General features: G+C 74.0%; 20 protein-coding genes and 1 riboswitch. Of the genes, 9 read left to right on the forward strand and 11 right to left on the reverse strand.

The window, feature by feature from the left end; all coding sequences use genetic code 11:
• Positions 1-147: 147 nt before the first annotated feature.
• The 3 genes from ABTZ03_RS26765 to ABTZ03_RS26775 form a co-directional block, all read right to left on the reverse strand.
• Positions 148-537 (reverse strand): SCO2097 family morphological protein, encoded by a 390-nt coding sequence (locus tag ABTZ03_RS26765; protein WP_350515624.1) that lies wholly within the window; start codon positions 535-537, stop codon positions 148-150.
• Positions 538-899: 362 nt separating this feature from the next.
• Complete coding sequence (locus tag ABTZ03_RS26770) at positions 900-1,652, reverse strand: methyltransferase domain-containing protein (RefSeq protein WP_350515625.1); 753 nt, start codon at positions 1,650-1,652, stop codon at positions 900-902.
• Positions 1,653-1,681: 29 nt separating this feature from the next.
• Positions 1,682-2,293, reverse strand: coding sequence for an SAV_6107 family HEPN domain-containing protein (locus ABTZ03_RS26775; protein WP_350515626.1), 612 nt, complete (start codon positions 2,291-2,293; stop codon positions 1,682-1,684).
• A gap of 576 nt (positions 2,294-2,869) precedes the next feature.
• On the opposite strand from ABTZ03_RS26775, the gene ABTZ03_RS26780 reads away from it, so the two are divergent.
• Both ABTZ03_RS26780 and ABTZ03_RS26785 read left to right on the forward strand, forming a co-directional pair.
• Complete coding sequence (locus tag ABTZ03_RS26780; RefSeq protein ID WP_350515627.1) at positions 2,870-3,487, forward strand: DUF4126 domain-containing protein; 618 nt, start codon at positions 2,870-2,872, stop codon at positions 3,485-3,487.
• Positions 3,488-3,496: 9 nt separating this feature from the next.
• A complete protein-coding gene (locus tag ABTZ03_RS26785) occupies positions 3,497-4,990 on the forward strand; it encodes a phytoene desaturase family protein (RefSeq protein WP_350515628.1) in 1,494 nt (497 codons plus the stop codon).
• Positions 4,991-5,006: 16 nt separating this feature from the next.
• On the opposite strand, the gene ABTZ03_RS26790 is transcribed toward ABTZ03_RS26785, so the two are convergent.
• Together ABTZ03_RS26790 and metF are read right to left on the reverse strand one after the other, a co-directional pair.
• Positions 5,007-5,873: a hypothetical protein gene (locus ABTZ03_RS26790; protein ID WP_350515629.1), complete on the reverse strand. Its 867-nt coding sequence runs from the start codon at positions 5,871-5,873 to the stop codon at positions 5,007-5,009.
• A gap of 164 nt (positions 5,874-6,037) precedes the next feature.
• Complete coding sequence (gene metF / locus ABTZ03_RS26795) at positions 6,038-6,952, reverse strand: methylenetetrahydrofolate reductase [NAD(P)H] (protein ID WP_350515630.1); 915 nt, start codon at positions 6,950-6,952, stop codon at positions 6,038-6,040.
• A gap of 174 nt (positions 6,953-7,126) precedes the next feature.
• On the opposite strand from metF, the gene ABTZ03_RS26800 reads away from it, so the two are divergent.
• On the forward strand, positions 7,127-8,233 hold the full coding sequence (locus ABTZ03_RS26800; RefSeq protein WP_350515631.1) for a polyprenyl synthetase family protein: 1,107 nt from the start codon (positions 7,127-7,129) through the stop codon (positions 8,231-8,233).
• A gap of 25 nt (positions 8,234-8,258) precedes the next feature.
• Here the strand turns inward: ABTZ03_RS26800 and thiE are convergent, their stop codons facing one another.
• From thiE to ABTZ03_RS26815, 3 genes are read right to left on the reverse strand one after another with little or no spacing between them, the layout of a single operon-like run.
• Positions 8,259-8,909, reverse strand: a complete 651-nt coding sequence (gene thiE / locus ABTZ03_RS26805; RefSeq protein WP_350515632.1) for a thiamine phosphate synthase — start codon at positions 8,907-8,909, stop codon at positions 8,259-8,261.
• A complete protein-coding gene (locus ABTZ03_RS26810) occupies positions 8,909-9,274 on the reverse strand; it encodes an Rv2175c family DNA-binding protein (RefSeq protein ID WP_350515633.1) in 366 nt (121 codons plus the stop codon). Before ABTZ03_RS26810 ends, thiE begins: the two co-directional genes overlap by 1 nt.
• 33 nt (positions 9,275-9,307) lie before the next feature.
• Complete coding sequence (locus ABTZ03_RS26815; RefSeq protein ID WP_502894592.1) at positions 9,308-10,504, reverse strand: NAD(P)/FAD-dependent oxidoreductase; 1,197 nt, start codon at positions 10,502-10,504, stop codon at positions 9,308-9,310.
• 97 nt (positions 10,505-10,601) lie between these two features.
• Positions 10,602-10,714, forward strand: a riboswitch (TPP riboswitch).
• 3 nt (positions 10,715-10,717) lie between these two features.
• On the opposite strand from ABTZ03_RS26815, the gene thiO reads away from it, so the two are divergent.
• The 4 genes from thiO to pknB all read left to right on the forward strand — a co-directional run bounded on the left by thiO (position 10,718) and on the right by pknB (position 14,823).
• Entirely contained in the window at positions 10,718-11,893 is a 1,176-nt protein-coding gene (thiO, locus tag ABTZ03_RS26820) for a glycine oxidase ThiO (RefSeq protein ID WP_350515635.1), read from the forward strand.
• Positions 11,890-12,129, forward strand: a complete 240-nt coding sequence (gene thiS / locus ABTZ03_RS26825; RefSeq protein ID WP_350515636.1) for a sulfur carrier protein ThiS — start codon at positions 11,890-11,892, stop codon at positions 12,127-12,129. Before thiO ends, thiS begins: the two co-directional genes overlap by 4 nt.
• Before the next feature lie 3 nt (positions 12,130-12,132).
• Positions 12,133-12,930 carry a thiazole synthase gene (locus ABTZ03_RS26830; RefSeq protein WP_350515637.1) on the forward strand — a complete coding sequence of 266 codons (798 nt, stop codon included), beginning with the start codon at positions 12,133-12,135 and terminating at the stop codon, positions 12,928-12,930.
• A 114-nt stretch (positions 12,931-13,044) separates the two neighbouring features.
• Entirely contained in the window at positions 13,045-14,823 is a 1,779-nt protein-coding gene (gene pknB / locus ABTZ03_RS26835; RefSeq protein ID WP_350515658.1) for a Stk1 family PASTA domain-containing Ser/Thr kinase, read from the forward strand.
• A gap of 25 nt (positions 14,824-14,848) precedes the next feature.
• Here the strand turns inward: pknB and ABTZ03_RS26840 are convergent, their stop codons facing one another.
• Positions 14,849-15,478 (reverse strand): molybdopterin-dependent oxidoreductase, encoded by a 630-nt coding sequence (locus tag ABTZ03_RS26840; RefSeq protein ID WP_350515638.1) that lies wholly within the window; start codon positions 15,476-15,478, stop codon positions 14,849-14,851.
• 230 nt (positions 15,479-15,708) lie between these two features.
• Here ABTZ03_RS26840 and bfr point away from each other — a divergent pair, with 230 nt between their 5' ends.
• Entirely contained in the window at positions 15,709-16,188 is a 480-nt protein-coding gene (gene bfr, locus ABTZ03_RS26845) for a bacterioferritin (protein WP_350515639.1), read from the forward strand.
• On the opposite strand, the gene ABTZ03_RS26850 is transcribed toward bfr, so the two are convergent.
• Together ABTZ03_RS26850 and ABTZ03_RS26855 are read right to left on the reverse strand one after the other, a co-directional pair.
• A complete protein-coding gene (locus ABTZ03_RS26850) occupies positions 16,185-16,496 on the reverse strand; it encodes a (2Fe-2S)-binding protein (RefSeq protein WP_350515640.1) in 312 nt (103 codons plus the stop codon). The genes bfr and ABTZ03_RS26850 overlap by 4 nt on opposite strands.
• 183 nt (positions 16,497-16,679) lie before the next feature.
• Complete coding sequence (locus ABTZ03_RS26855; RefSeq protein WP_350515641.1) at positions 16,680-18,029, reverse strand: class II 3-deoxy-7-phosphoheptulonate synthase; 1,350 nt, start codon at positions 18,027-18,029, stop codon at positions 16,680-16,682.
• Positions 18,030-18,333: 304 nt separating this feature from the next.
• On the opposite strand from ABTZ03_RS26855, the gene ABTZ03_RS26860 reads away from it, so the two are divergent.
• Positions 18,334-20,268 (forward strand): anthranilate synthase family protein, encoded by a 1,935-nt coding sequence (locus tag ABTZ03_RS26860; RefSeq protein WP_350515642.1) that lies wholly within the window; start codon positions 18,334-18,336, stop codon positions 20,266-20,268.
• The last annotated feature ends 34 nt before the right edge of the window (positions 20,269-20,302 follow it).

A 20,302-nucleotide genomic window follows, 5' to 3' on the forward strand; every position in this document is an offset into this window, starting at 1 on the left:
CACCGCCGCCCCCCGCCCCCCCCCCCGGCGCCCCCCGGCCGCCCCCGGCCGCCGCCCCCCCCCCCCCCGGGCCCGGCGGCCCCCCCCCCCCCCCCCCCCCCCCGGCTCTCGTACGTCTGCTCTCGTACGTCCTCGCGGAACCGCTGCTCAGAACCCGCCGGTCTGCTCGTCCCGGCGACGCTGCCAGCGCTGCTCCACACGGTCCATCATCCCGGCCTTGCGGCGCGGGGCGGCGGCCTGGCGGGGACCGGAACCCTGGCCCGCGGGGGCCCGGCGCCAGCCGGTGACCGCGAACACCGCGCACCCGAGCATCACCAGGAAGCCCACGACGCTGACCCAGATCTGGTCCGGTACGACCATGCCGCCCATCAACAGGCCGATCCCCACCACGAAACCGGCGACGGCCAGGTAGACCCGCCGACGGGTGAAAGTGCGCAGCCCGGTTCCCTCAAGCGCCGACGCGAATTTGGGATCTTCGGCATACAGCGCTCGCTCCATCTGGTCGAGCAGTCGCTGCTCGTGCTCCGAGAGCGGCACGGAGTCCTCCTACTCGTCGGTCGCGGGTGCGACCGGTCCGCCACCCCGGTCGGGGAGGCCAGTCCAATCAGCCTTGGGCATGCGGTCGGACGCCCGTGCGGGGGACCCGGCCCGTGTCGTCCATATGCCCCACGCGTCCGGCTGTCATGCTTTCCGGCTTTACCCAGATCATACGGTCCGTGGGCCCGTTACGGAGTGGTCTGCGCCGCGTGGGCCTGGCCACTTCGACCGGGCGTGGCCGCACCCGGGTCAACGCGGGAGGGCTCGGACAAGTGCCCGACCTGTTGGAATCGGCCCGGACCTGGGGTGCTCCGGGAATGCGCCGGGGCGAACGGCGGGCGTCCGGGAGGCGAACCGGGTGGTCAGGCCAGGGTGGCCAGCAGGTGCAGCTGGGTGGCGACGGCGTGGAAGGCGGGCTGCGCGGCGGCGGCCTCCTCCAGCTTCAGCAGGGCCTCCATCGCCCCCGGCTCGGTGTCCACCAGCACCCCGGGCACCAGGTCGGCGAAGACCCGGACCCCGTGCACCGACTCCACCCGCAGTCCCGCGCCCTCGGCCAGTCGGCCCAGCTCCTCGCCGGTGAAGCGGCGCGGCATCGGGTCCTGCTCGCCCCAGCGGCCGTCGGCGGCGGAGAGCACCGTACGGGCCTCGGTGAAGTGGCCGGCCAGCGCCCGGGCCAGCACGGCGCCGTTGCGGTTGGCGGCCAGCAGGCTGACCAGGCCGCCCTTGCGCAGGGTGCCGGCCAGGCTGCCGAGCGCCTCGGCCGGGTCGTCCACCACCTCCAGCACGCCGTGGCAGAGCACCGCGTCCACGCTGCCGGGGGCGACCAGCTCGGGCAGCGTCTGGGTGTCCCCCTGGACGGCCCGGACCAGGTCCGTCACTCCGGCCTCGGCGGCCCGGCGCTCCAGCGCGAACAGCGCGTCCGGGCTCGGGTCGACCACGGTGACCCGGTGGCCGAGCTTGGCCACCGGCACGGCGAAGTTACCGGTGCCGCCGCCGGTGTCGACCACGTCGAGCACCGGCTGGTCCAGCTCGGCCGCCCGCTTCTCCAGGGCCGCCCGCACCACCTCCCAGACCACGGCGGTACGCAGGGCACTGCGGGGACGCGTCGGGTACAAGGTGGGACTCCTCGGCACGTGCAGATCGATCAGGATGCCTCCACCTTAGGGCCTGTCTCCTGGATCCCCGCCGGGGCCGCGACGTCCACGCCCGGGGGCTCGTCGCCGTCGAACGGCAGCCGGGGCGCGGGCGGGGCCGGACGCAGTCCGAGCAGGCGTTCCACCAGGCGCAGGAACAGGGCCGAGTTGCGGATCAGGTCGTCGGCGTCGCGGGCCGAGGCGGCGCCCCGGATCCCGGCCTCGGCGGCGGCCCGGCGGCGGGCGCCGGCACCGTAGTAGAGCGCCCATTCGGCGAGTTCGGGGGCCACCTCGGGCAGCACCTCCCAGGCGCTGCGGATGGCCTTGCGCCGGCGCGGGTTCTTCTCCGGCCGCCCGCGGACGGCGAGCACGGCCGCCACCGTGCGCAGCGCGGCCAGATGGGCGGTGGCGTAGCGCTCCAGCGGGTCCTCCAGCGCGCGGGAGCGGGCCAGCGTGCGGTGGGCGTCCGCGAGCAGGTCGAGGGCGGCGGGCGGCGCGGCGATCCGGCGCAGCACGGGATGGACGTCCCGCCCGGCGGGGCGGCCCCCGGCCGGGCCGGGGGTGTGGGGCAGGGCGGCGGAGTGGAGGCGGGCGGTGACGGGCTCCGGGTGGCTGATGGTCATGGTCTCCCCCGTTACGAGGCAGCGCGCGGACCGGGTGGTCCGTGCTTCTCCATCGTGAACGGCACCACTGACAATCCGGCCCCGGGAAAGCGCGCCGGCGGCGGTCGCGGTCCCCCCGGTCCGCGCCGCCGCCGTCTGCCGTCGCCCCGCCCACCCCCACCGGGCGACCGTGGCGAACTCCCCCCGTTTCCCCCGTACCCCCCGTACGGTGACCGGCCTCCCCCCGGCCCGCTCCGCCGCCCCGTGTCGGCGGTGCGGGGCCCGAGACCGGCGCCCGAGGAGGATCCCGGCCGCCCCGGGCCGTTCCGGCCGGGAGCGGACGGATCCGCCACCCGGGCGGCCGGCGCCCGACGCGCCGTCCTCCCGGGTGCCACCACTCTCCCGTCCCAGCAGGTCGGCGGGCCATCCGCTGACGTACTCAACCGCGGATCTGAGTACCCGTACTCAGTCGGCCGCGGCCGGCCGGGCGCGGAACCGCGGCGGCGGCCCACGGCGTCCCGGTCCGGGTACGGTACGGCGGGGCCGGGCGGTCCCGGCCGGGGTCGGGAGACCCGGGACGACGAGGAGGGGGACGCGATGACGGTCCTGCCGCTGATCTTCACCAGCGGTCTGGCCAGCGGCATCAACGCGTACGCGGTGGTGCTGCTGCTCGGCCTGCTGGGCCGGTTCGCCGGGGCGGAGTCGGTGCCGCACGCGCTGGAGCGCACCGACGTGCTGATCGCGGCGGCCCTGCTGTTCCTGCTGGAGGCGGTGGCCGACAAGATCCCGTACGTGGACACCGTCTGGGACGCCGTGCACACGGTGATCCGGCCGGTCGCCGGCGCGGTCGTCGGCGTGCTGATCGCGAGCAACGACCCGGGCTCGCTGAGCGACGTCGCGGCCGGGGCGATGGGCGGCACCACGGCGCTGGTCACCCACCTGGTGAAGGCCTCGCTGCGGATGGCCGTGAACACCACACCGGAACCGTTCAGCAACATCGCGGTCAGCCTGACGGAGGACCTCTCGGTGGCCGGCCTGGTCACCCTGGCGATCTTCCACCCCTGGGTGGCCGCCTCGATCGCCGCCGTCCTGCTGCTGGTCGGCCTGCTGCTGGTCTGGCTGGCGATCAGCCGGATCCGGGCCTTCCGGGCCCGGCGGCGCGAGCGCAAGGCCGCCCGGACGGCCGCCGACCGGCCGACCGCAGGTCAGCCCTAGGATCAGGGCATGGCACGGATCGTCATCATCGGCGCAGGAATGAGCGGGCTCGCAGCGGCCTCCCGGCTGGCGACCCTCGGACACCGGGTGACGGTCTGCGAGGCGAGCGGCACGTACGGCGGCATGGTCGGCCGGTACGAACGCGACGGCTTCGCCTTCGACACCGGGCCGGGCCTGCTCACCCTCCCGGCGGTCTACCGCGATCTCGCGCTGAAGACCGGCCGGGAGCCGCTGGAGGAGCTGGTCGACCTGGCGCCGGTGGACCCGGAGAGCCGGCACCTGTTCCCGGACGGCACCGCCGTCACCCTGCCCAACGCCTCCCGCGGCGGTGTCAGCCAGGCCCTGGACGCCGCCTTCGGGGCCGGCTCCGGCGCCCGCTGGAGCAAGGTGACGAACCACGGCCGGACGGTCTGGGAGGCCACCCGCCGCCCGCTGCTGGAGGAGCCGCTCCCGGCCGACCGCGCGTTCCTGGGCACCGACCCGTACCCCGTCCCACCGCCCACCGGCCTGGCCCGGCTGCGCCGCCCCCGGCCCTGGACCCTCCGGGACGTCGCCGCACGCGAACTCGGCGGCCACCCCGGCCTGACCGCCCTGCTGTTCGAGCCCGCCGTCCGGTACGGCTTCCCCCCGGGCGAGGCGCCGGCCGGGGCCACCGTGCTGCCGTACATGGAGCAGTCCTTCGGCGTCTGGTACGTCCGGGGCGGCCTGCGGTCACTGGCGGACGCGGTGTTCCGCCGCTGTGAACTGCGCCGGGTCGGGTTCCGCTTCGACACCCCGGTCACCCGGGTGGTCGTCGAGGGGGGCCGGGCGGCCGGGGTCGAGACGGCGGACGGCCGGATCGACGCGGACCTGGTGGTCTCCGCGATGGACACCAACGCCTTCTTCCGCCACGGCCTCGCCGAGTGGCCCGGGCTGCCCGTCGACGACTGGGAGCCGCACGAGGTGCCCGGCCGGTTCAGCGTGCTGCTCGCCCTGCGCGGGGCCCGGCCGGAGGGCACCGCGCACCGGACGGTGGTGCACGCGGCCGACCCGGCCGCCGAGGCGAACGCGCTGACCCTCTCGGCGCCGCCCTGCGAGCGCCCGACCGTCCAGGTGCTGCGCCCGGACGACCCGGCGCTGCGGCCGGACGACGCCCACGAGAGCGTGGTGCTGACCGCGACCGTCCCGGCCCAGGGCGAGTTCGACTGGACGGCCCCGGGCGTCGCCGACCGCTACGCCGACCGGCTGCTCGCCCATGTGGACGCGGCCGGCCTGGGCCTGCGCGAGCGGGTGCTGTGGCGGGTCGTGCGCACCCCGGAGGACACCCGCCGGGAGACCGGCACCCTCGCCGGCGCGGTCGCCCGCCCGGTCCTGGCCGGCTCCTCGGGCAGGTGGCTGAAGGCCGCCAACGAGTCCCCCGTCCCCGGCCTCCACCTGGTCGGCGGCAACGCCCACCCCGGCGGCGGGCTCGCCCGGGTCGGCATGTCGGCCTGCATCACCGCCGGCCTGATCGGCCCGGCGTAGCGCGGAGACGCCGGCCTCAGCCCTGGTGCCAGGTGTTCTGCTGCTGGTAGCCGTAGTTCTGGTCGTACGCCGGCTGCTGCGGGATGCCCTGGCCGTGCTGGTCCGGCTGGGGCTGCCACTGCTGGTGGTCGTGCTGCTGGTGGTCGGGCTGCTGGGCGTTCGGGTCCCAGGCCTGTTGCTGCTGCTGGTAGCCCGCGTACGGGTCCTGGACCTGCTGGTAGCCGCCGTACGGGTCCTGCTGCTGTTGCGGGTAGCCGCCGTAGGACTGCTGGTCGTAGGCGTAGGCGGGCTGCTGCTGGGGCTGCCACTGCTGCTGCTCGTAACCGGGCTGGTAGCCGGCCTGGGTGTACGGGTCCTGCGGCTGCTGGGTCTGCGGCTGCTCGTAGTACGAGGGGGCGTAGACGCCGTCCTGGGCGAGCTCCTGCATCTCGAAGGCGGCCGTCTGCTCGACCTCCGGGACGTCCTCGGCGGCCGGTCCCGGCACCGCGTCCGGGGTCTCCTCGACCGCGCTGACCTCGCCGACCCGCTTCTCCTCCGCCGCCGCGGCGGCCGCGACCGCCGCGCCGCCGGTGAGGGCGCCGAGCAGCGGGACCTTGGCGAGCGGGCCGGGCAGGCTGCCGTCGGCCTTCCGCAGCGACCAGCCGGCCTGGTAGCCGCGCTTGACCGAGAGAGTGACGAAGGCCTGGCCGACCGCGAACAGGCCCGCTCCGGCGCCGATCACCACGACCGAGCCGAGACCCATCCCGACCGCCACCGCCAGGAAGCCGGCCAGGGCGAGCACCCGCCAGTGCACCGGCGCCCGGTTCTGCAGCAGCACCTCGGCGACCAGCCAGAGCGCCACCACCGCCAACGCGACGTACAGCAGCAGGTATCCGATGCCCATCCGCGCTACCTCCAGTCGCGTGCCCGCGCTAGCCGCGCGTGTGCGGCGACTGTACCGGTTCAACGGCCGGGGTACCGCATCGCGTTCCCGCCCCCGGAGGCCCCGGTCGGAGGCGACCGGGGCCCGCCACCGGAAGCCGGTGACGGGCCCGTGAACAGCGGTGATCAGCGCTGGTGCAGCCCCAGGTTCTGGTAGATCTCCAGCGTCGCCGTCGAGTGGTTGAGCGTGATGAAGTGCAGGCCTGGCGCGCCCTCGGCGAGCAGCCGCTCGGCCATCGCGGTGGCGTGCTCGATGCCGAGCGCCCGCAGCGCCGCCGGGTCGTCGGTGACCGCCCGCAGCCGGGCCTCCAGGTCGGCCGGGAAGGCCGAGCCGCTGAGCTGGGGGAAGCGCTCCAGCTGCTTGGCGTTGGTCACCGGCATGATCTCCGGGATGATCGGCGTCTCGCAGCCCGCGGCGGTCACCCGGTCACGGAACCGCAGGTAGTCGTCCACCTCGAAGAACATCTGGGTGATCGCGTAGTCCGCGCCGGAGCGGACCTTGGCGACGAAGTGCCGGATGTCCTCGTCCCAGTCGGTGGAACGCGGGTGCATGTTCGGCGAGGCCGCGACGCCGACGCAGAAGTCGCCGATGCCCTTGATCAGCTCCACCAGCTCGTACGCGTAGGTGACGCCGTCCGGGTGACGGACCCACTCGCCCATCGGGTCGCCGGGCGGGTCGCCCCGGACCGCGAGGACGTTCCGCACGCCCTGGTCGGCGTACTGGCCGATGATGTTGCGCAGCTCGGCGACCGAGTGGTCCACCGCGGTCAGGTGGGCGACCGGGGTGAGCGTGGTCTCGGTGGCGATCCGGCCGACGATGTTGACCGTGCGCTCGCGCGAGGACCCGCCGGCGCCGTACGTCATGCAGACGAAGTTCGGGTCCAGCGGTTCGAGCCGACGGATGGCGTCCCAGAGCTTCTGCTCGCCGACCTCGGTGCGCGGCGGCATGAACTCGAACGAGAAGGAGCGCTTTCCGGCCGCCAGGAGCTCGCGAACCGTCTGTGCGCGGTCCGTTCTCGTGGAAGCGATGCCGAGTGCCATGCTGGCAGGCTATCGGGCCTCCGGAGGGGGCGGACAACTCGATTCCACGATTCGGGACAAGTAGTGGGCGTCCCTCCGGTTCACCTCCCGCGCCCCGGCGACCCCGCTCGCACATCCGTTCCCAGCCGCCCGGCTACGCTTGCTGCACCCCAGCGAACCCAGCGGAGCAGCATCGTGACCTCGTCCACCATCCGGCCGGCCAACCCCATTGACGTGGAGGACGTCCGCACGCGCGTCAACGCAGCCCTCGCCGCGTTCATGGACGGCCAGTCCGCGCTGCTCGGCACGATCTCCCCGCAGCTGGTGCCCGCCTCCGACGCCCTGCGCGACTTCCTGCTGGACGGCGGCAAGCGGCTGCGCCCGGCCTTCTGCTACTGGGGCTGGCGCGCCGCGGGCGGGCCCGCCGGCGGCACCGGGATCGCCAACGCGGCGGCCGCGCTGGAGCTGCTGCAGGCCAGCGCCCTGGTGCACGACGACCTGATGGACCGCAGCGACACCCGCCGCGGCCTGCCCTCGGTGCACCGCCGCTTCGAGGCGCTGCACCGGGACAGCGGCTGGCGCGGCGACCGCGAGCAGTTCGGCTCCTCGGCCGCGGTGCTGCTCGGCGACCTGCTGCTGATCTGGTGCGACGAGCTGTTCCTGCGCTCGGGCCTGGACCCGGCGGCGGTGCTGGCCGCCAAGCCGGTGTTCGACCTGATGCGCACCGAGGTCATGGTCGGCCAGTACCTGGACGTGCTGGAGCCGGTGGCCGGCGACTCCGCCGACGAGGGCGCGCTGGAACGGGCGCAGACCGTCCTGCACTACAAGTCGGCGAAGTACACGATCGAGCGGCCGCTGCAGGTCGGCGCGCTGCTCGCCGGGGCCGGGCCCGGGCTGGTGGAGGCGCTCGGCGCGTTCGGACTGCCGCTGGGCGAGGCCTTCCAGCTGCGGGACGACCTGCTCGGCGTCTTCGGGGATCCGGCGATCACCGGCAAGCCCGCCGGGGACGACCTGCGCGAGGGCAAGCGCACCCTGCTGGTCGCGCACGCGATGCGCGCCCTGCCGACGGCCGACGCCCGGCACCTGGACGCCCGGCTGGGCGCCCCGGACCTGGCCGCCGAGGAGGTCGCCGGGCTGCGCGAGCTGGTCGCCCGCAGCGGTGCGCCGGAGCTGGTGGAGGCCCGGATCGAGGAGCTGATGCGGCAGTCGCTGGCCGCGCTCGAAGCGGCCCCGCTCGTCGACGGACGGGCCCGGGCGGTGCTGCTGGCACTGGCCGAGGCCGCCACCGTCCGCAAGTACTGACGGACGGCGACGGCCCCGGAGGCCGTCAGACCGCGCGCACCCGGCGGGCCAGCTCGGCGGCGGCCGCCCGCGGGTCCTCGGCCGCGGTGATCGCCCGGACCACCACGATCCGCCGGGCGCCGGCGGCCAGCACCTCGTCCAGGTTGCCGAGGTCGATCCCGCCGATCGCGAACCACGGCCGGTCGGTGGCCTGCTTCGCCGCGTACGAGACCAGGTCGAGGCCCGGCGCGTGGCGGCCCGGCTTGGTCGGGGTCGGCCAGACCGGGCCGGTGCAGAAGTAGTCGACACCCGGCTCGGCGACGGCCGCGTCCACCTCGGACTCGGCGTGGCAGGAGCGTCCGATCAGCACGTCCTCGCCGAGGATCGCCCGGGCGGCGGGCACCGGCAGGTCGTCCTGGCCGAGGTGCAGCACGTCCGGCCGGGCCGCGTGGGCGACGTCGGCGCGGTCGTTGACCGCCAGCAGCTTGCCGTGCCGGCGGCAGGCGTCGGCGAAGACCTCCAGGGCCGCCAGCTCCTGCCGGGCCTCCAAGCCCTTGTCCCGGAGCTGGACGATGTCCACCCCGCCGGCCAGCGCCGCGTCCAGGAACTCGGCCAGATCGCCCTGCTCGCGCCTGGCGTCGGTGCACAGGTAGAGCCGGGCGTCGGCCAGCCGGGCGCGCAGCGTGTCCGCCGCCATCAGATCAGCATCGCCTGGGCGCGGCGCTTGACCTCGGTGCCGCGGTTCTCCCGCAGTGCCTGGATCGGGCTGCCGGGCAGCGACGGGTCCTCGGTGAAGAGCCACTCCAGGATCTCCACGTCGTTGTACCCGCAGTCGCGCAGCACGGTCAGGGTGCCGGGCAGGTGCTTGACCAGGCCCGGGCCGTCGATGAACGCCGCCGGGACCTGCAGCGACTTGTTCGGGCCGCGCCGGACGGCGATCAGCTCGCCCTTCTTGACCATGTTGCGGACCTCGGTGACCAGCACCCCCCACTGCTCGGAGATGTCGGGGAGGTACACCCACTCGGTGACCAGGGCTTCAATCTTGCTTTCGATCTCGCTCACGCCACCAGACTGCCACCTCGGCACCGCCCGGCGCTAAGCGGTGGCCCCCTTGAGCGGCACCGAGGGGTCCGCGGCGAGGGCCCGGTCGAGCACCGCGCCGCGCTCGATCAGCTTCCGGCCCTGGGTGAGGTCGCGCGGCCGGTCCACGGCCAGCAGCGCGCTCGGCGTACCGTCGCGCAGCCAGAGCACCGACCAGGCGGCGTCCTGCGGGCTGCCGCGCCACAGCAGTTCGTCGCCCGCCGCGTGCCGGCCGGCGTACTGCACCATCCGCCCGAACTGCTCGGACCAGAAGTACGGCACCGGGTCGTACGGCGCGTCCGCGCCCAGCACGGCGGCGGCCGCGGCCCCGCCCGACTGCAGCGCGTGGTCCCAGTGCTGGACGGCCAGCCGCGCGCCGGAGCGGGCCGACGGGTAGCTGACGCAGTCCCCGGCCGCGAACACCCCGGGCAGGGTGGTGCGCAGCCGGCCGTCCACGACCACCGCGCCGGAGCCGTCCAGCTCCACGGCCGAACCGGCCAGCCAGCCGGTCGCGGGCCGGGCCCCGACACCGACCACCACCTCGTCGGCGGGCAGGCGGGTGCCGTCCGCCAGCAGCACCGCCCCGGGCTCGACCGCGGCCACCCCGACCCCGCAACGCAGTTCCACCCCGGCCCCGGCGTACCAGGCCGCCATCGCCGAGCCGACCTCGGTCGGCAGCGCCCCGGGCACCGGCGCCGGACCGGCCTCGACCACGGTCACCGCGCAGCCGGCCTGCCGGGCGGCGGTGGACACCTCCGCGCCGATCCAGCCCGCGCCGACCAGCACCAGCCGCAGGCCGGGGCGGAGCAGGGCGCGCAGCGCCAGCGCGTCGTCCAGGGTGTGCAGCAGGTGGGCGCGCTCGGCCCCGGGCAGCGCGCGCGGGGTGGCGCCGGTGGCGATCACCAGGGAGTCGTACCGCAGGTCGCCGCCGTCGGTGTGCAGCACGCCCGGGGTGAGGCCGGTGGCGCGGCGGCCGGTGAGCAGCTCGATGCCGAGGCCGTCGTAGTCGATGTCCAGGGTGGTCGCGTCGGCCTTGCCGAGCAGGACGTCCTTGGAGAGCGGCGGCCGGTCGTACGGCGGGTGCGCCTCCTCGCCGACCAGCTGGATCCGCCCGGGCCAGCCGCCCTCGCGCAGCTTCAGGGCGCACTGCGCCCCGGCCAGCCCGGCCCCGACGACGACCACCCGCTCCGTTGCGCTGCTCAGCTCTGCCACGCCCGTCACTGTACCCACGGGCCCGGTGGCCCCCGGTGGCCGCCCGTCCCACCCCTCGCACGGCCCTTCGGCCGGGCCGACCCCCGGCGTTAAGGTGGGTGCACCACACGGGAGCCCGGCGTACCGGGCTGAGAGGCGGGCTGACACGGCCCGCGACCGTCCGAACCTGATCCGGGTCATACCGGCGAAGGGAGAAGAGCAGCTTTGTCACGCTTGTCAGCAGGCAGCCACGCGGACGTACTGGTGATCGGCGGGGGCGTCATCGGCCTCGCCGTGGCCTGGCGCGCCGCCCAGCGCGGGCTGCGGAACGTGATCGTGATCGACCCCCGGCACGGCGGGGGCGCGGCCGGCGTCGCCGCCGGGATGCTCGCCCCGGTCACCGAGCTGCAGTACGGCGAGGAGCCGCTGCTGCACCTCGGGGTGGCCTCCAACCGGCGGTACGAGGGCTTCGCCGCCGAGCTCACCGAGGCGAGCGGCGGCCTGGACACCGGCTACCGCCGCTGCGGCACCATCGCCGTCGCGCTGGACTCCGACGACCGCGAGGAACTGCGCGAACTGCACGCCTTCCACCAACGGCTGGGCCTGGACTCGACCTGGCTGACCGGCCGGGAGGCCCGCCGGCTGGAGCCGATGCTCGCCCCGGGGGTTCGCGGCGGCCTGCACGTCGCGGACGACCACCAGGTGGACCCGCGCCGGCTGCTCACCGCCCTGGTCGCGGCCTGCGAACGGGCCGGCGTGCTGCTGCACCGGGCGGAGGCCGTCGAGCTGCTGGTCGAGGACGGCCGCGCGACCGGAGCCCGGCTGAGCACCCTGGAGACGGTGACCGCCGGGCAGGTGGTGCTCGCCGCCGGCCCGCACAGCCACCGGCTGCCCGGCCTGCCCGAGGGGGTGCTGCCCGCGGTGCGCCCGGTGAAGGGGCAGGTGCTGCGCCTGCGGATCCCCGAGGCCTACCGGCCGTTCCTCTCCCGCAACGTCCGCGCGGTGGTGCGCGGCCAACACCTGTACCTGGTACCGCGCGAGAACGGCGAGCTGGTGATCGGCGCGACCACCGAGGAGCAGGGCTACGACACCACCGTCACGGCCGGCGGGGTGTACGAACTCCTGCGTGACGCGCATGAGTTGGTCCCGGGGATCACCGAACTCCCGCTGTCCGAGACGGCCGCCGGACTGCGCCCCGGCTCGCCGGACAACGCCCCGCTGCTGGGCCCGACCGCACTGCCCGGGCTGATCGCCGCGACCGGCCACTACCGCAACGGGGTGCTGCTCACCCCGGTGACCGCCGACCTGCTCGCCGAGTACCTGGCGACCGGTGAAGTCCCCGACCTGGCCAGGCCGTTCACGCCCACCCGGTTCTTCCCCGCATCCCCCCTGATGAAGGCCTCCGCATGACCGAGATCCGCACGCCCGAGATCGACACGACCGAGATCGAGCTGACCGTCAACGGCGAGCCCCGCCTGGTGCCCGCCGCCACCACCCTCGCGGCCCTGGTGGCCACCGTCAGCGCCGCCCACAGCGGTGTCGCCGCCGCCCTCAACGAGGCCGTGGTGCCGCGCAGTTCGTGGCCCGCGACGGCACTGAACAGCGGCGACCGGATCGAGATCCTCACCGCCGTCCAGGGAGGCTGAGCCATGGCCGACGACCTGCTGACCATCGCCGGGACGACCTTCTCCTCCCGGCTGATCATGGGCACCGGCGGCGCGCCGAGCCTGGAGGTGCTGGAGCGCGCCCTGCTCGCCTCCGGCACCGAGCTGACCACCGTGGCCATGCGCCGGGTGGACGCCACCACCCAGGGCTCCGTCCTGGACGTGCTCACCCGCAACGGCATCCGGGTACTGCCCAACACGGCCGGCTGCTTCACCGCCGGCGAGGCCGTGCTGACCGCCCGGCTGGCCCGCGAGGCGCTCGGCACCGACTGGGTGAAGCTGGAGGTGATCGCCGACGAGCGGACCCTGCTGCCGGACCCGATCGAGCTGCTGGACGCCGCCGAGACGCTGGTCGACGACGGCTTCACGGTGCTCCCGTACACCAACGACGACCCGGTGCTGGCGCGCAAGCTGGAGGACGTCGGCTGCGCGGCGATCATGCCGCTGGGCTCGCCGATCGGCTCCGGCCTGGGCATCCGCAACCCGCACAACTTCCAGCTGATCGTCGAGGACGCGGGCGTCCCGGTGATCCTGGACGCGGGCGCCGGCACCGCCTCCGACGTGGCGCTGGCGATGGAGCTGGGCTGCGCGGCGGTGATGCTCGCCTCCGCGGTGACCCGGGCCCAGGAGCCGGTACTGATGGCCGAGGCGATGCGGCACGCCGCCGAGGCGGGCCGGCTCGCCCACCGGGCCGGCCGCATCCCGCGCCGCTTCCACGCCGAGGCCTCCTCCGCGATGGCGGGCCGCGCCGACCTGGACTCCCGGGAGCGGCCGGCCTTCTAGCCCGCACGGGCCGCACAGCCCGTGCAGGCCGTGTAGCCCGTGTCACAAGCCGGTCCCGGAGCGGTGTCCGCCGGGACCGGCGGCCGGGCGCCGCACTAGACTCGCCGGGTGGACATGGCCTTGCACGACCCGCTGATCGGCGCCCTGCTCGACAACCGGTACCGGGTCGAGCAGCGGATCGCGACCGGCGGGATGTCCACCGTCTACAAGGGCACCGACACCCGGCTGGACCGGGTGGTCGCCCTCAAGGTGATGCACCCCCAGCTGGCCGGCGACGAGGGCTTCACCGCCCGCTTCATCCGTGAGGCCAAGGCGGTCGCCAAGCTCACCCACCCCAATGTGGTCAACGTCTTCGACCAGGGCGCGGACGGCGGAAACGTTTTCCTCGCCATGGAGTACGTGCCCGGCCGCACCCTGCGCGACCTGCTGCGCGACCGCGGCGCGCTGTCCGTCCGGGCCGCCCTGGACGTGCTGGAGCCGGTGCTCGCCGCCCTCGGCGCCGCCCACCGGGCCGGGCTGGTCCACCGGGACGTCAAGCCGGAGAACGTGCTGATCACCGAGACCGGTCTGGTCAAGGTCGCCGACTTCGGCCTGGTCCGGGTGCTCGGCAGCGCCGACGGCGCCCCCACCTCGACCAGCACCGCCACCGGCGGCACCGTCATGGGCACGGTCTCCTACCTGGCCCCCGAGCAGATCCTCCCGGACGCCCCCACCGACCAGCGGGTCGACGTCTACGCGGCCGGCATCCTGCTGTACGAGATGCTGACCGGCCGCCGCCCGCACACCGGCGACAACCCCGTCCAGGTGATGTACAAGCACCTGCACGAGGACGTCCCCGCCCCCTCGCTGATCGCCCCCTCCGTCGCCCCGGCACTGGACGCCATAGTGGCCGGTGCCTGTGCCCGGGCCGCCGACGCCCGCCCGTACGACGCGGTGGAGCTGCTCGCCGCGCTCCAGCGGGTCCGCCGCACGCTCACCCCGGCCGAGCTGGACGCCGAGCCGCCGGCCTCCACCCGGCCCAGCCCGCGCTACCCGACCAGCGAGCCGACCTCGGTGATCCAGCAGCTCCCCCGGCCCGCGGACGCCCCGGCGCCGGAGCGCACCAGCGTGCTGGACGTGCCGGCCGAGCTGATGGAACAGCTGCTGGTCGAGCCCCGCCCGTACGACGAACCGACCCCGGTCCGGGCGCGCCGGCCGAGCCGGCTGCGCCGCCTCCCGCGCAAACCGCTGATCTGGACCGCCGCGCTGACCGCCCTGGTGCTGGCGGTCGGCGGGGTCACCTACGGGATCTCCGAGGGGCTGTACGGCTCGGTGCCGAGCGTGCTCGGCAAGGACCGCTCGGAGGCGCAGCGGATCCTGGACCGCGAGGGCATGCACGGCCGGTACGTCGAGACCTTCAGCGAGTCGGTGCCGACCGGGCAGGTGATCTCCACCGACCCCGGTGTGGGAGCGCGCACCCGCAAGAGCGACTCGGTGACGGTGACCCTCTCCAAGGGCCCCAAGCGGGTCGCGGTGCCGGACGTCACCGGCAAGAGCGCGGACGACGCGGCCGCCGCGCTGGCCGGCGCCCAGCTGACCAGGGGCGGCGTGACCCAGACCTACGACGACACCGTGCCGGAGGGCTCGGTGATCAGCAGCTCGCCGGCCGCCGGGCAGCTGCTGCAGGAGAACGCCGCGGTCGCGCTGGTGGTCAGCAAGGGCATGGTGCCCGTCCCGGACGTCACCGGGATGAACCGGGACGACGCCCAGAAGGCGCTGCAGGCGGCGGGCTTCACCATGAAGGCCGGGACCGACTGGACGCTCGGCATGGGCAAGGTGGGCAGCCAGTCCCCGGCGGCCGGCGAGCGGCGCCCGCAGAAGTCCGTGGTGACGGTCAACTACTCGCTGTTCTGACGGCGGTTGCGGAGGCGTCGGCCGCTCAGCGGAGCGGCCCGTCGCCCGGCTCCTCCTGGTAGGAGTAGCGCTGCTCGCGCCAGGGGTCGGCCAGGTTGTGGTAGCCGCGCTCCTCCCAGAAGCCGCGCCGGTCGGCCCGCATGTACTCCACCGCGCGCACCCATTTGGGGCCCTTCCAGGCGTACAGCCGGGGCACCACCAGCCGGACCGGGAAGCCGTGCTCGGCGGTCAGTGCCTCGCCGTTGCGGTGGGTGGCGAGCAGGGTGTGCTCGTCGGCGAAGTCGGCCAGCCGCAGGTTGGCGCTGTAGCCGTACTCGGCCCAGACCATCACGTGGGTGACGCCGGGCGCCGGGGGCACCAGGTCGAGCAGCAGGGCCGCGGACACGCCCGTCCAGGTGTTGCCGAGCACCGAGAACTTGGTGACGCAGTGCAGGTCGGCGACCACGGTGGTGCGCGGCAGGGCGTTGAAGGCCGGGAAGTCCCAGCCGCCCTTCTCCGCCGAGGCGGTGGCGCCGAACACCTGGAGGTCCCAGGTCAGCGGCTTGAAGCGGGGCACCGGGCCGTAGTGCAGGGCGGGCCAGCCGCGCTGGACGCGCTGGCCCGGGGGGAGTCTCGGGTCAGACGGCGGAAGCGGCTCTCGTTCGGACTGACCCATGGCTCCATGGTGACAGACGGCGGACAAGCCCCGTCGCGCGCCCCTTCACACACTGTTCACGCCCGGCCCGTACGGACCAACGGTCGACCGCCCCGCCCGGATTACCGCCCAAATCGGATATTCCGACACATGTCCTAGTGAGTGTGAACTTACTGGAATTTTCTCCCGATACGGTGCCAGGATGCCCAGCGCAGGACTCACCGCAGGACGGAACGCTGGGAGGCAGCACCATGCAGGGCGACCCGGAGGTCATCGAGTTCCTCAACGAGCAGCTCACGGCCGAACTCACCGCGATCAATCAGTATTTCCTGCACGCCAAGATGCAGGAGAACTTCGGCTGGACGAAGCTCGCCAAGTACACCCGGCACGAGTCGTTCGACGAGATGAAGCACGCCGAGACGCTCACCGACCGGATCCTGTTCCTGGAGGGGCTGCCCAACTACCAGCGGCTGTTCCACGTCCGGATCGGCCAGACGGTCAAGGAGATGTTCGAGGCGGACCGCCAGGTCGAGGTCGAGGCGATCGACCGGCTGAAGCGCGGGATCGTGGTGATGCGGGCCAAGAACGACGTCACCTCGGCGAACATCTTCGAGTCCATCCTGGCCGACGAGGAGCACCACATCGACTACCTCGACACCCAGCTGGAGCTCGTCGAGAAGCTCGGCGAGGCGCTCTACCTCGCCCAGCTGATCGAGCAGCCGGAGTCCTAGGCCACCCGCAGCGGGACCACCGGCGCCACCGGCGCCACCGGCACGACCGGCCCGGCAGCCGTCCGGCCGACCGGCTCCGGGACGGCCTGGACCTCCGGGTCGGCGAGGCCGAGCTTCGCGGCCAGCCGGGCGGTCGGGCAGGGCCGGGCGCCGTGCTCGCCGAGCAGCGCCTGGATCCGCCGGACGCAGGACCCGCAGTCGGTGCCGGCCTTGCAGCCCTTGGCTATCTCGCGCGGGGTGGTGGCGCCCGCGTCGATCGCCGTCTTCACCTGGGCCTCGGTGACCGCATGGCACATGCACACGTACATAGCGGTCTCTCCCGGAGTGAAGCGCGGTGGGGGCGCGGAGTGGATCTTGACTAAGGCTAGCCTTAGTTCACTGAGCCTCACCTTACCTGGCGAAACGGGCACGAAAAAGCCCCTCCGGACTCGGTGAACCCGAATCCGGAGGGGCATTCGTCACATCAGCGCCGTCGGATCGGCGCCGTCGGATCACTGGCCGCGGTACATCTCCGCCACCAGGAACGCCAGGTCCAGCGACTGGCTGCGGTTGAGCCGCGGGTCGCAGGCCGTCTCGTAGCGCTGGTGCAGGTCGTCCACCAGCACCTCGTCGCCGCCGCCCACGCACTCGGTGACGTCGTCGCCGGTCAGCTCCACGTGGATGCCGCCCGGGTGGGTGCCGAGGGCGCGGTGCACCTCGAAGAAGCCCTTGACCTCGTCCAGCACGTCGTCGAACCGCCGGGTCTTGTGACCGCTGGAGGCCTCGAAGGTGTTGCCGTGCATCGGGTCGCAGATCCACACCGGCTTGGCGCCGGAGGCGGTGACCTTCTCCACCAGGGTGGGCAGGTGGTCGCGGACCTTGCCCGCACCCATCCGGGTGATGAAGGTCAGCCGGCCGGGCTCGCGCTCCGGGTCCAGCTTCTCGATCAGGGTGAGCGCCTCGTCCACCGAGGTGGTCGGGCCGAGCTTGACCCCGATCGGGTTGCGGATCTTCGAGGCGAACTCGATGTGCGCGTGGTCCAGCTGGCGGGTGCGCTCACCGATCCACACCATGTGGCCGGAGACGTCGTACAGCTCGCCGGTGCGCGAGTCCACGCGGGTCAGCGCGGTCTCGTAGTCGAGGATCAGCGCCTCGTGCGAGGAGAAGAACTCGACCGCCTTGAACTCCTCCGGCTCCACGCCGCAGGCGCTCATGAACGCCAGGGCGTTGTCGATCTCCCGGGCGAGCTGCTCGTAGCGCTGGCCGGCCGGCGAGTTGCGCACGAAGTCCTGGTTCCAGGCGTGCACCTGGCGCAGGTCGGCGTAACCACCGGTGGTGAAGGCACGCACCAGGTTGAGCGTCGCGGCGGACGCGTTGTACATCCGCTTCAGGCGCTCCGGGTCCGGGATGCGGGACTCGGGGGTGAACTCGAAGCCGTTCACCGAGTCGCCGCGGTAGACCGGCAGGGTCACGCCGTCGCGGGTCTCGGTGGACTTGGAACGCGGCTTGGAGTACTGGCCGGCGATCCGGCCGACCTTCACGACCGGCACCGAGGCCGCGTACGTGAGCACGGCGGCCATCTGCAGCAGGGTCTTCAGCTTGTTGCGGATGTGCTCCGCCGACACGCCGTCGAAGGCCTCGGCGCAGTCGCCGCCCTGGAGGAGGAACGCCTCCCCGCGTGCCACGGCACCGAGCCGGGCGCGCAGCTGGTCGCACTCACCGGCGAAGACGAGCGGCGGATAGGAGGCGAGCTCGGCAAGGGTCTTGCGCAGAGCCTCTTGGTCCGGCCACTCAGGCTGCTGCGCCGCGGGCAGGGACTGCCAGGAGTGGCCAGTCCTCGTGTTCTCAGTCGTTGCGGTCACATGGCAAGGCTACGGGGTGACGCGAGTGATTCGTGACCATTGCCCGAGGGATGAGACACGTCTCGGACATTGAACCCGCGCAACCCTCACCCGGACGGCCCCATCCGCTAGGCTCGACCCCATGCACGCGCCCCACACCCACTCCTGGTGGTGGGCCTCCCCCCTGGGTGGCCCACAGATCGCGCGTTCCTAGACGAACACGACGGCCGCCCCTCGGGGCGGCCGTCGTGCGTCCGAGCAGACGGCCCTCCGGGAGCGGAACCAGCACCGCCTCGCCATCCCACCCCGGAAGGAAGCCGTACCCGTGACCACCACCGCCGAGCTGCTCGCCCGTCTCACCGCCCCCGGCGCGCCCGCCTTCGCCCTGCTGCACCGCCGCACCCCCCGGCACGCGCCGGACACCGTCGAGGTGCTGCTGGGCACCGTCGACAGCTACCAGCGCCTGGCCGACCTGCCGGTGCGGGCCGGCGTCCCGACCGCCGGGCCGGTCCACGACCTGCTCGCACTGGTCCCGTACCGGCAGATCCGTGAACGCGGCTTCGAGGCGCACGACGACGGCACCCCGCTGCAGGCGCTCGCGGTGGCCGAGCAGTACGCCCTGCCGCTGGCCGAATTCACCGCCACCCTGCCGCAGCTGCCGGTCACCCTGTCCGGCGGCGCCTTCGACGTGGACGACGAGGCGTACGCGGCGATCGTCCGCCGGGTGATCGAGGACGAGATCGGCAACGGCGAGGGCGCCAACTTCGTCATCCGGCGCGACTTCCACGCCACCCTGGAGGACTACTCGCCGGCCCTGGCCCTCGCGCTGTTCCGCCGGCTGCTGGAGCAGGAGCGCGGCGCCTACTGGACCTTCCTGGTGCACACCGGCGACCGCGTCCTGGTCGGCGCCTCCCCCGAGGTGCACGTCCGGCAGAGCGGCGGCACCGTCGTGATGAACCCGATCTCCGGCACCTACCGCTATCCGGCCGGCGGCTCCGACCTCGACTCGCTGCTGCAGTTCCTCCGCGACCCCAAGGAGCTGGAGGAGCTGACCATGGTGGTCGACGAGGAACTCAAGATGATGTGCACCGTCGGCGACCTCGGCGGCCAGGTGCTCGGCCCCCGGCTCAAGGAGATGTCCCACCTCGCCCACACCGAGTACGAGCTGCGCGGGCGCACCTCGATGGACGTCCGCGAGGTGCTGCGGGAGACCATGTTCGCCGCCACCGTCACCGGCAGCCCGGTGCAGAACGCCACCCGGGTGATCCGGCGCTACGAGCCCACCGGACGCGGCTACTACTCCGGCGCGCTCGCCCTGATCGGGCGCTCGGCCAGCGGCGGACAGCTGCTGGACTCGCCGATCTGCATCCGCACCGCCGACATCGACCCGGCCACCGGACGACTGGTCGTCCGGGTCGGCGCCACCCTGGTGCGGCACTCCGTCCCGGAGTCCGAGGTCGCCGAGACCCACGCCAAGGCCGCCGGGGTGCTCACCGCGATCGGCGCCCGGCCCACCCCCGCCCGGCTGCCCCACCCCGGCGGCCCCCGGCTGGGCGACGACCACCGGGTGCAGGCCGCGCTCGACGCCCGCCGGGCCGACCTCGCGCCGTTCTGGCTGCGGATGCAGGCGCCGTCCCAGGTCACCGAGGCGCTGCCGACCCTGGTGGTGGACGGCGAGGACACCTTCACCTCGATGCTGTCCCACCTGCTGACCTCGCTCGGCCACCGGGTCACCGTGGTCCGCTTCGACGAGCCCGGCCTGCGCGACCTGGTCGCGGCGCACCCCGGCCCGCTGGTGCTCGGCCCCGGCCCGGGCGACCCGGCGCTCGCCGACGACCCCAAGATGGCGGTGCTGCGCCCGATCGTCGCCGACGCCCTGGCCGCCGTCCGCTCCGGCACCCGGACCGCCCCGCTGCTCGCGGTCTGCCTCAGCCACCAGCTGCTCGCCGCCGAACTCGGGCTCGCGCTGGGCCGCAAGGCCGTCCCGTACCAGGGCGCCCAGGAGAAGATCGACCTGTTCGGCACCAAGCGGACGGTCGGCTTCTACAACACCTTCACCGCGCGCTGCTCGGACACCGACGCGGCCCGGCTCGCCGCCGAGGGCATCGAGGTCGCCCGGGACGCCGCCACCGGTGACGTCCACGCGCTGCGCGGCCCCGGCTTCGCGGGCCTGCAGTTCCACCCGGAGTCGGTGCTCACCCGGGAGGGCGTGGAGATCGTCGCCGCCCTGCTCCGGGAGGCGACGGCCGTACGGGGCTGAGGAGCTCTGACGAAGTCGGGCGGGCCTCGGGGAG

The sequence above is a fragment of the Kitasatospora sp. NPDC096077 genome, from assembly GCF_040303245.1.
In the GTDB taxonomy this organism is placed as follows: Bacteria; Actinomycetota; Actinomycetes; order Streptomycetales; family Streptomycetaceae; genus Kitasatospora.

Excerpts from the sequence above, each read along its gene's own strand:
- bfr (WP_350515639.1), top strand. The coding sequence starts at position 15,709 with ATGCAGGGCGACCCGGAGGTCATCGAGTTCCTCAACGAGCAGCTCACG.
- ABTZ03_RS26790 (WP_350515629.1), bottom strand. The coding sequence starts at position 5,873 with ATGGGCATCGGATACCTGCTGCTGTACGTCGCGTTGGCGGTGGTGGCG.
- ABTZ03_RS26840 (WP_350515638.1), bottom strand. The coding sequence starts at position 15,478 with ATGGGTCAGTCCGAACGAGAGCCGCTTCCGCCGTCTGACCCGAGACTC.
- thiE (WP_350515632.1), bottom strand. The coding sequence starts at position 8,909 with ATGGCGGCGGACACGCTGCGCGCCCGGCTGGCCGACGCCCGGCTCTAC.
- ABTZ03_RS26775 (WP_350515626.1), bottom strand. The coding sequence starts at position 2,293 with ATGACCATCAGCCACCCGGAGCCCGTCACCGCCCGCCTCCACTCCGCC.
- ABTZ03_RS26830 (WP_350515637.1), top strand. The coding sequence starts at position 12,133 with ATGGCCGACGACCTGCTGACCATCGCCGGGACGACCTTCTCCTCCCGG.
- pknB (WP_350515658.1), top strand. The coding sequence starts at position 13,045 with ATGGCCTTGCACGACCCGCTGATCGGCGCCCTGCTCGACAACCGGTAC.
- metF (WP_350515630.1), bottom strand. The coding sequence starts at position 6,952 with ATGGCACTCGGCATCGCTTCCACGAGAACGGACCGCGCACAGACGGTT.
- thiS (WP_350515636.1), top strand. The coding sequence starts at position 11,890 with ATGACCGAGATCCGCACGCCCGAGATCGACACGACCGAGATCGAGCTG.
- ABTZ03_RS26780 (WP_350515627.1), top strand. The coding sequence starts at position 2,870 with ATGACGGTCCTGCCGCTGATCTTCACCAGCGGTCTGGCCAGCGGCATC.
- ABTZ03_RS26850 (WP_350515640.1), bottom strand. The coding sequence starts at position 16,496 with ATGTACGTGTGCATGTGCCATGCGGTCACCGAGGCCCAGGTGAAGACG.
- ABTZ03_RS26785 (WP_350515628.1), top strand. The coding sequence starts at position 3,497 with ATGGCACGGATCGTCATCATCGGCGCAGGAATGAGCGGGCTCGCAGCG.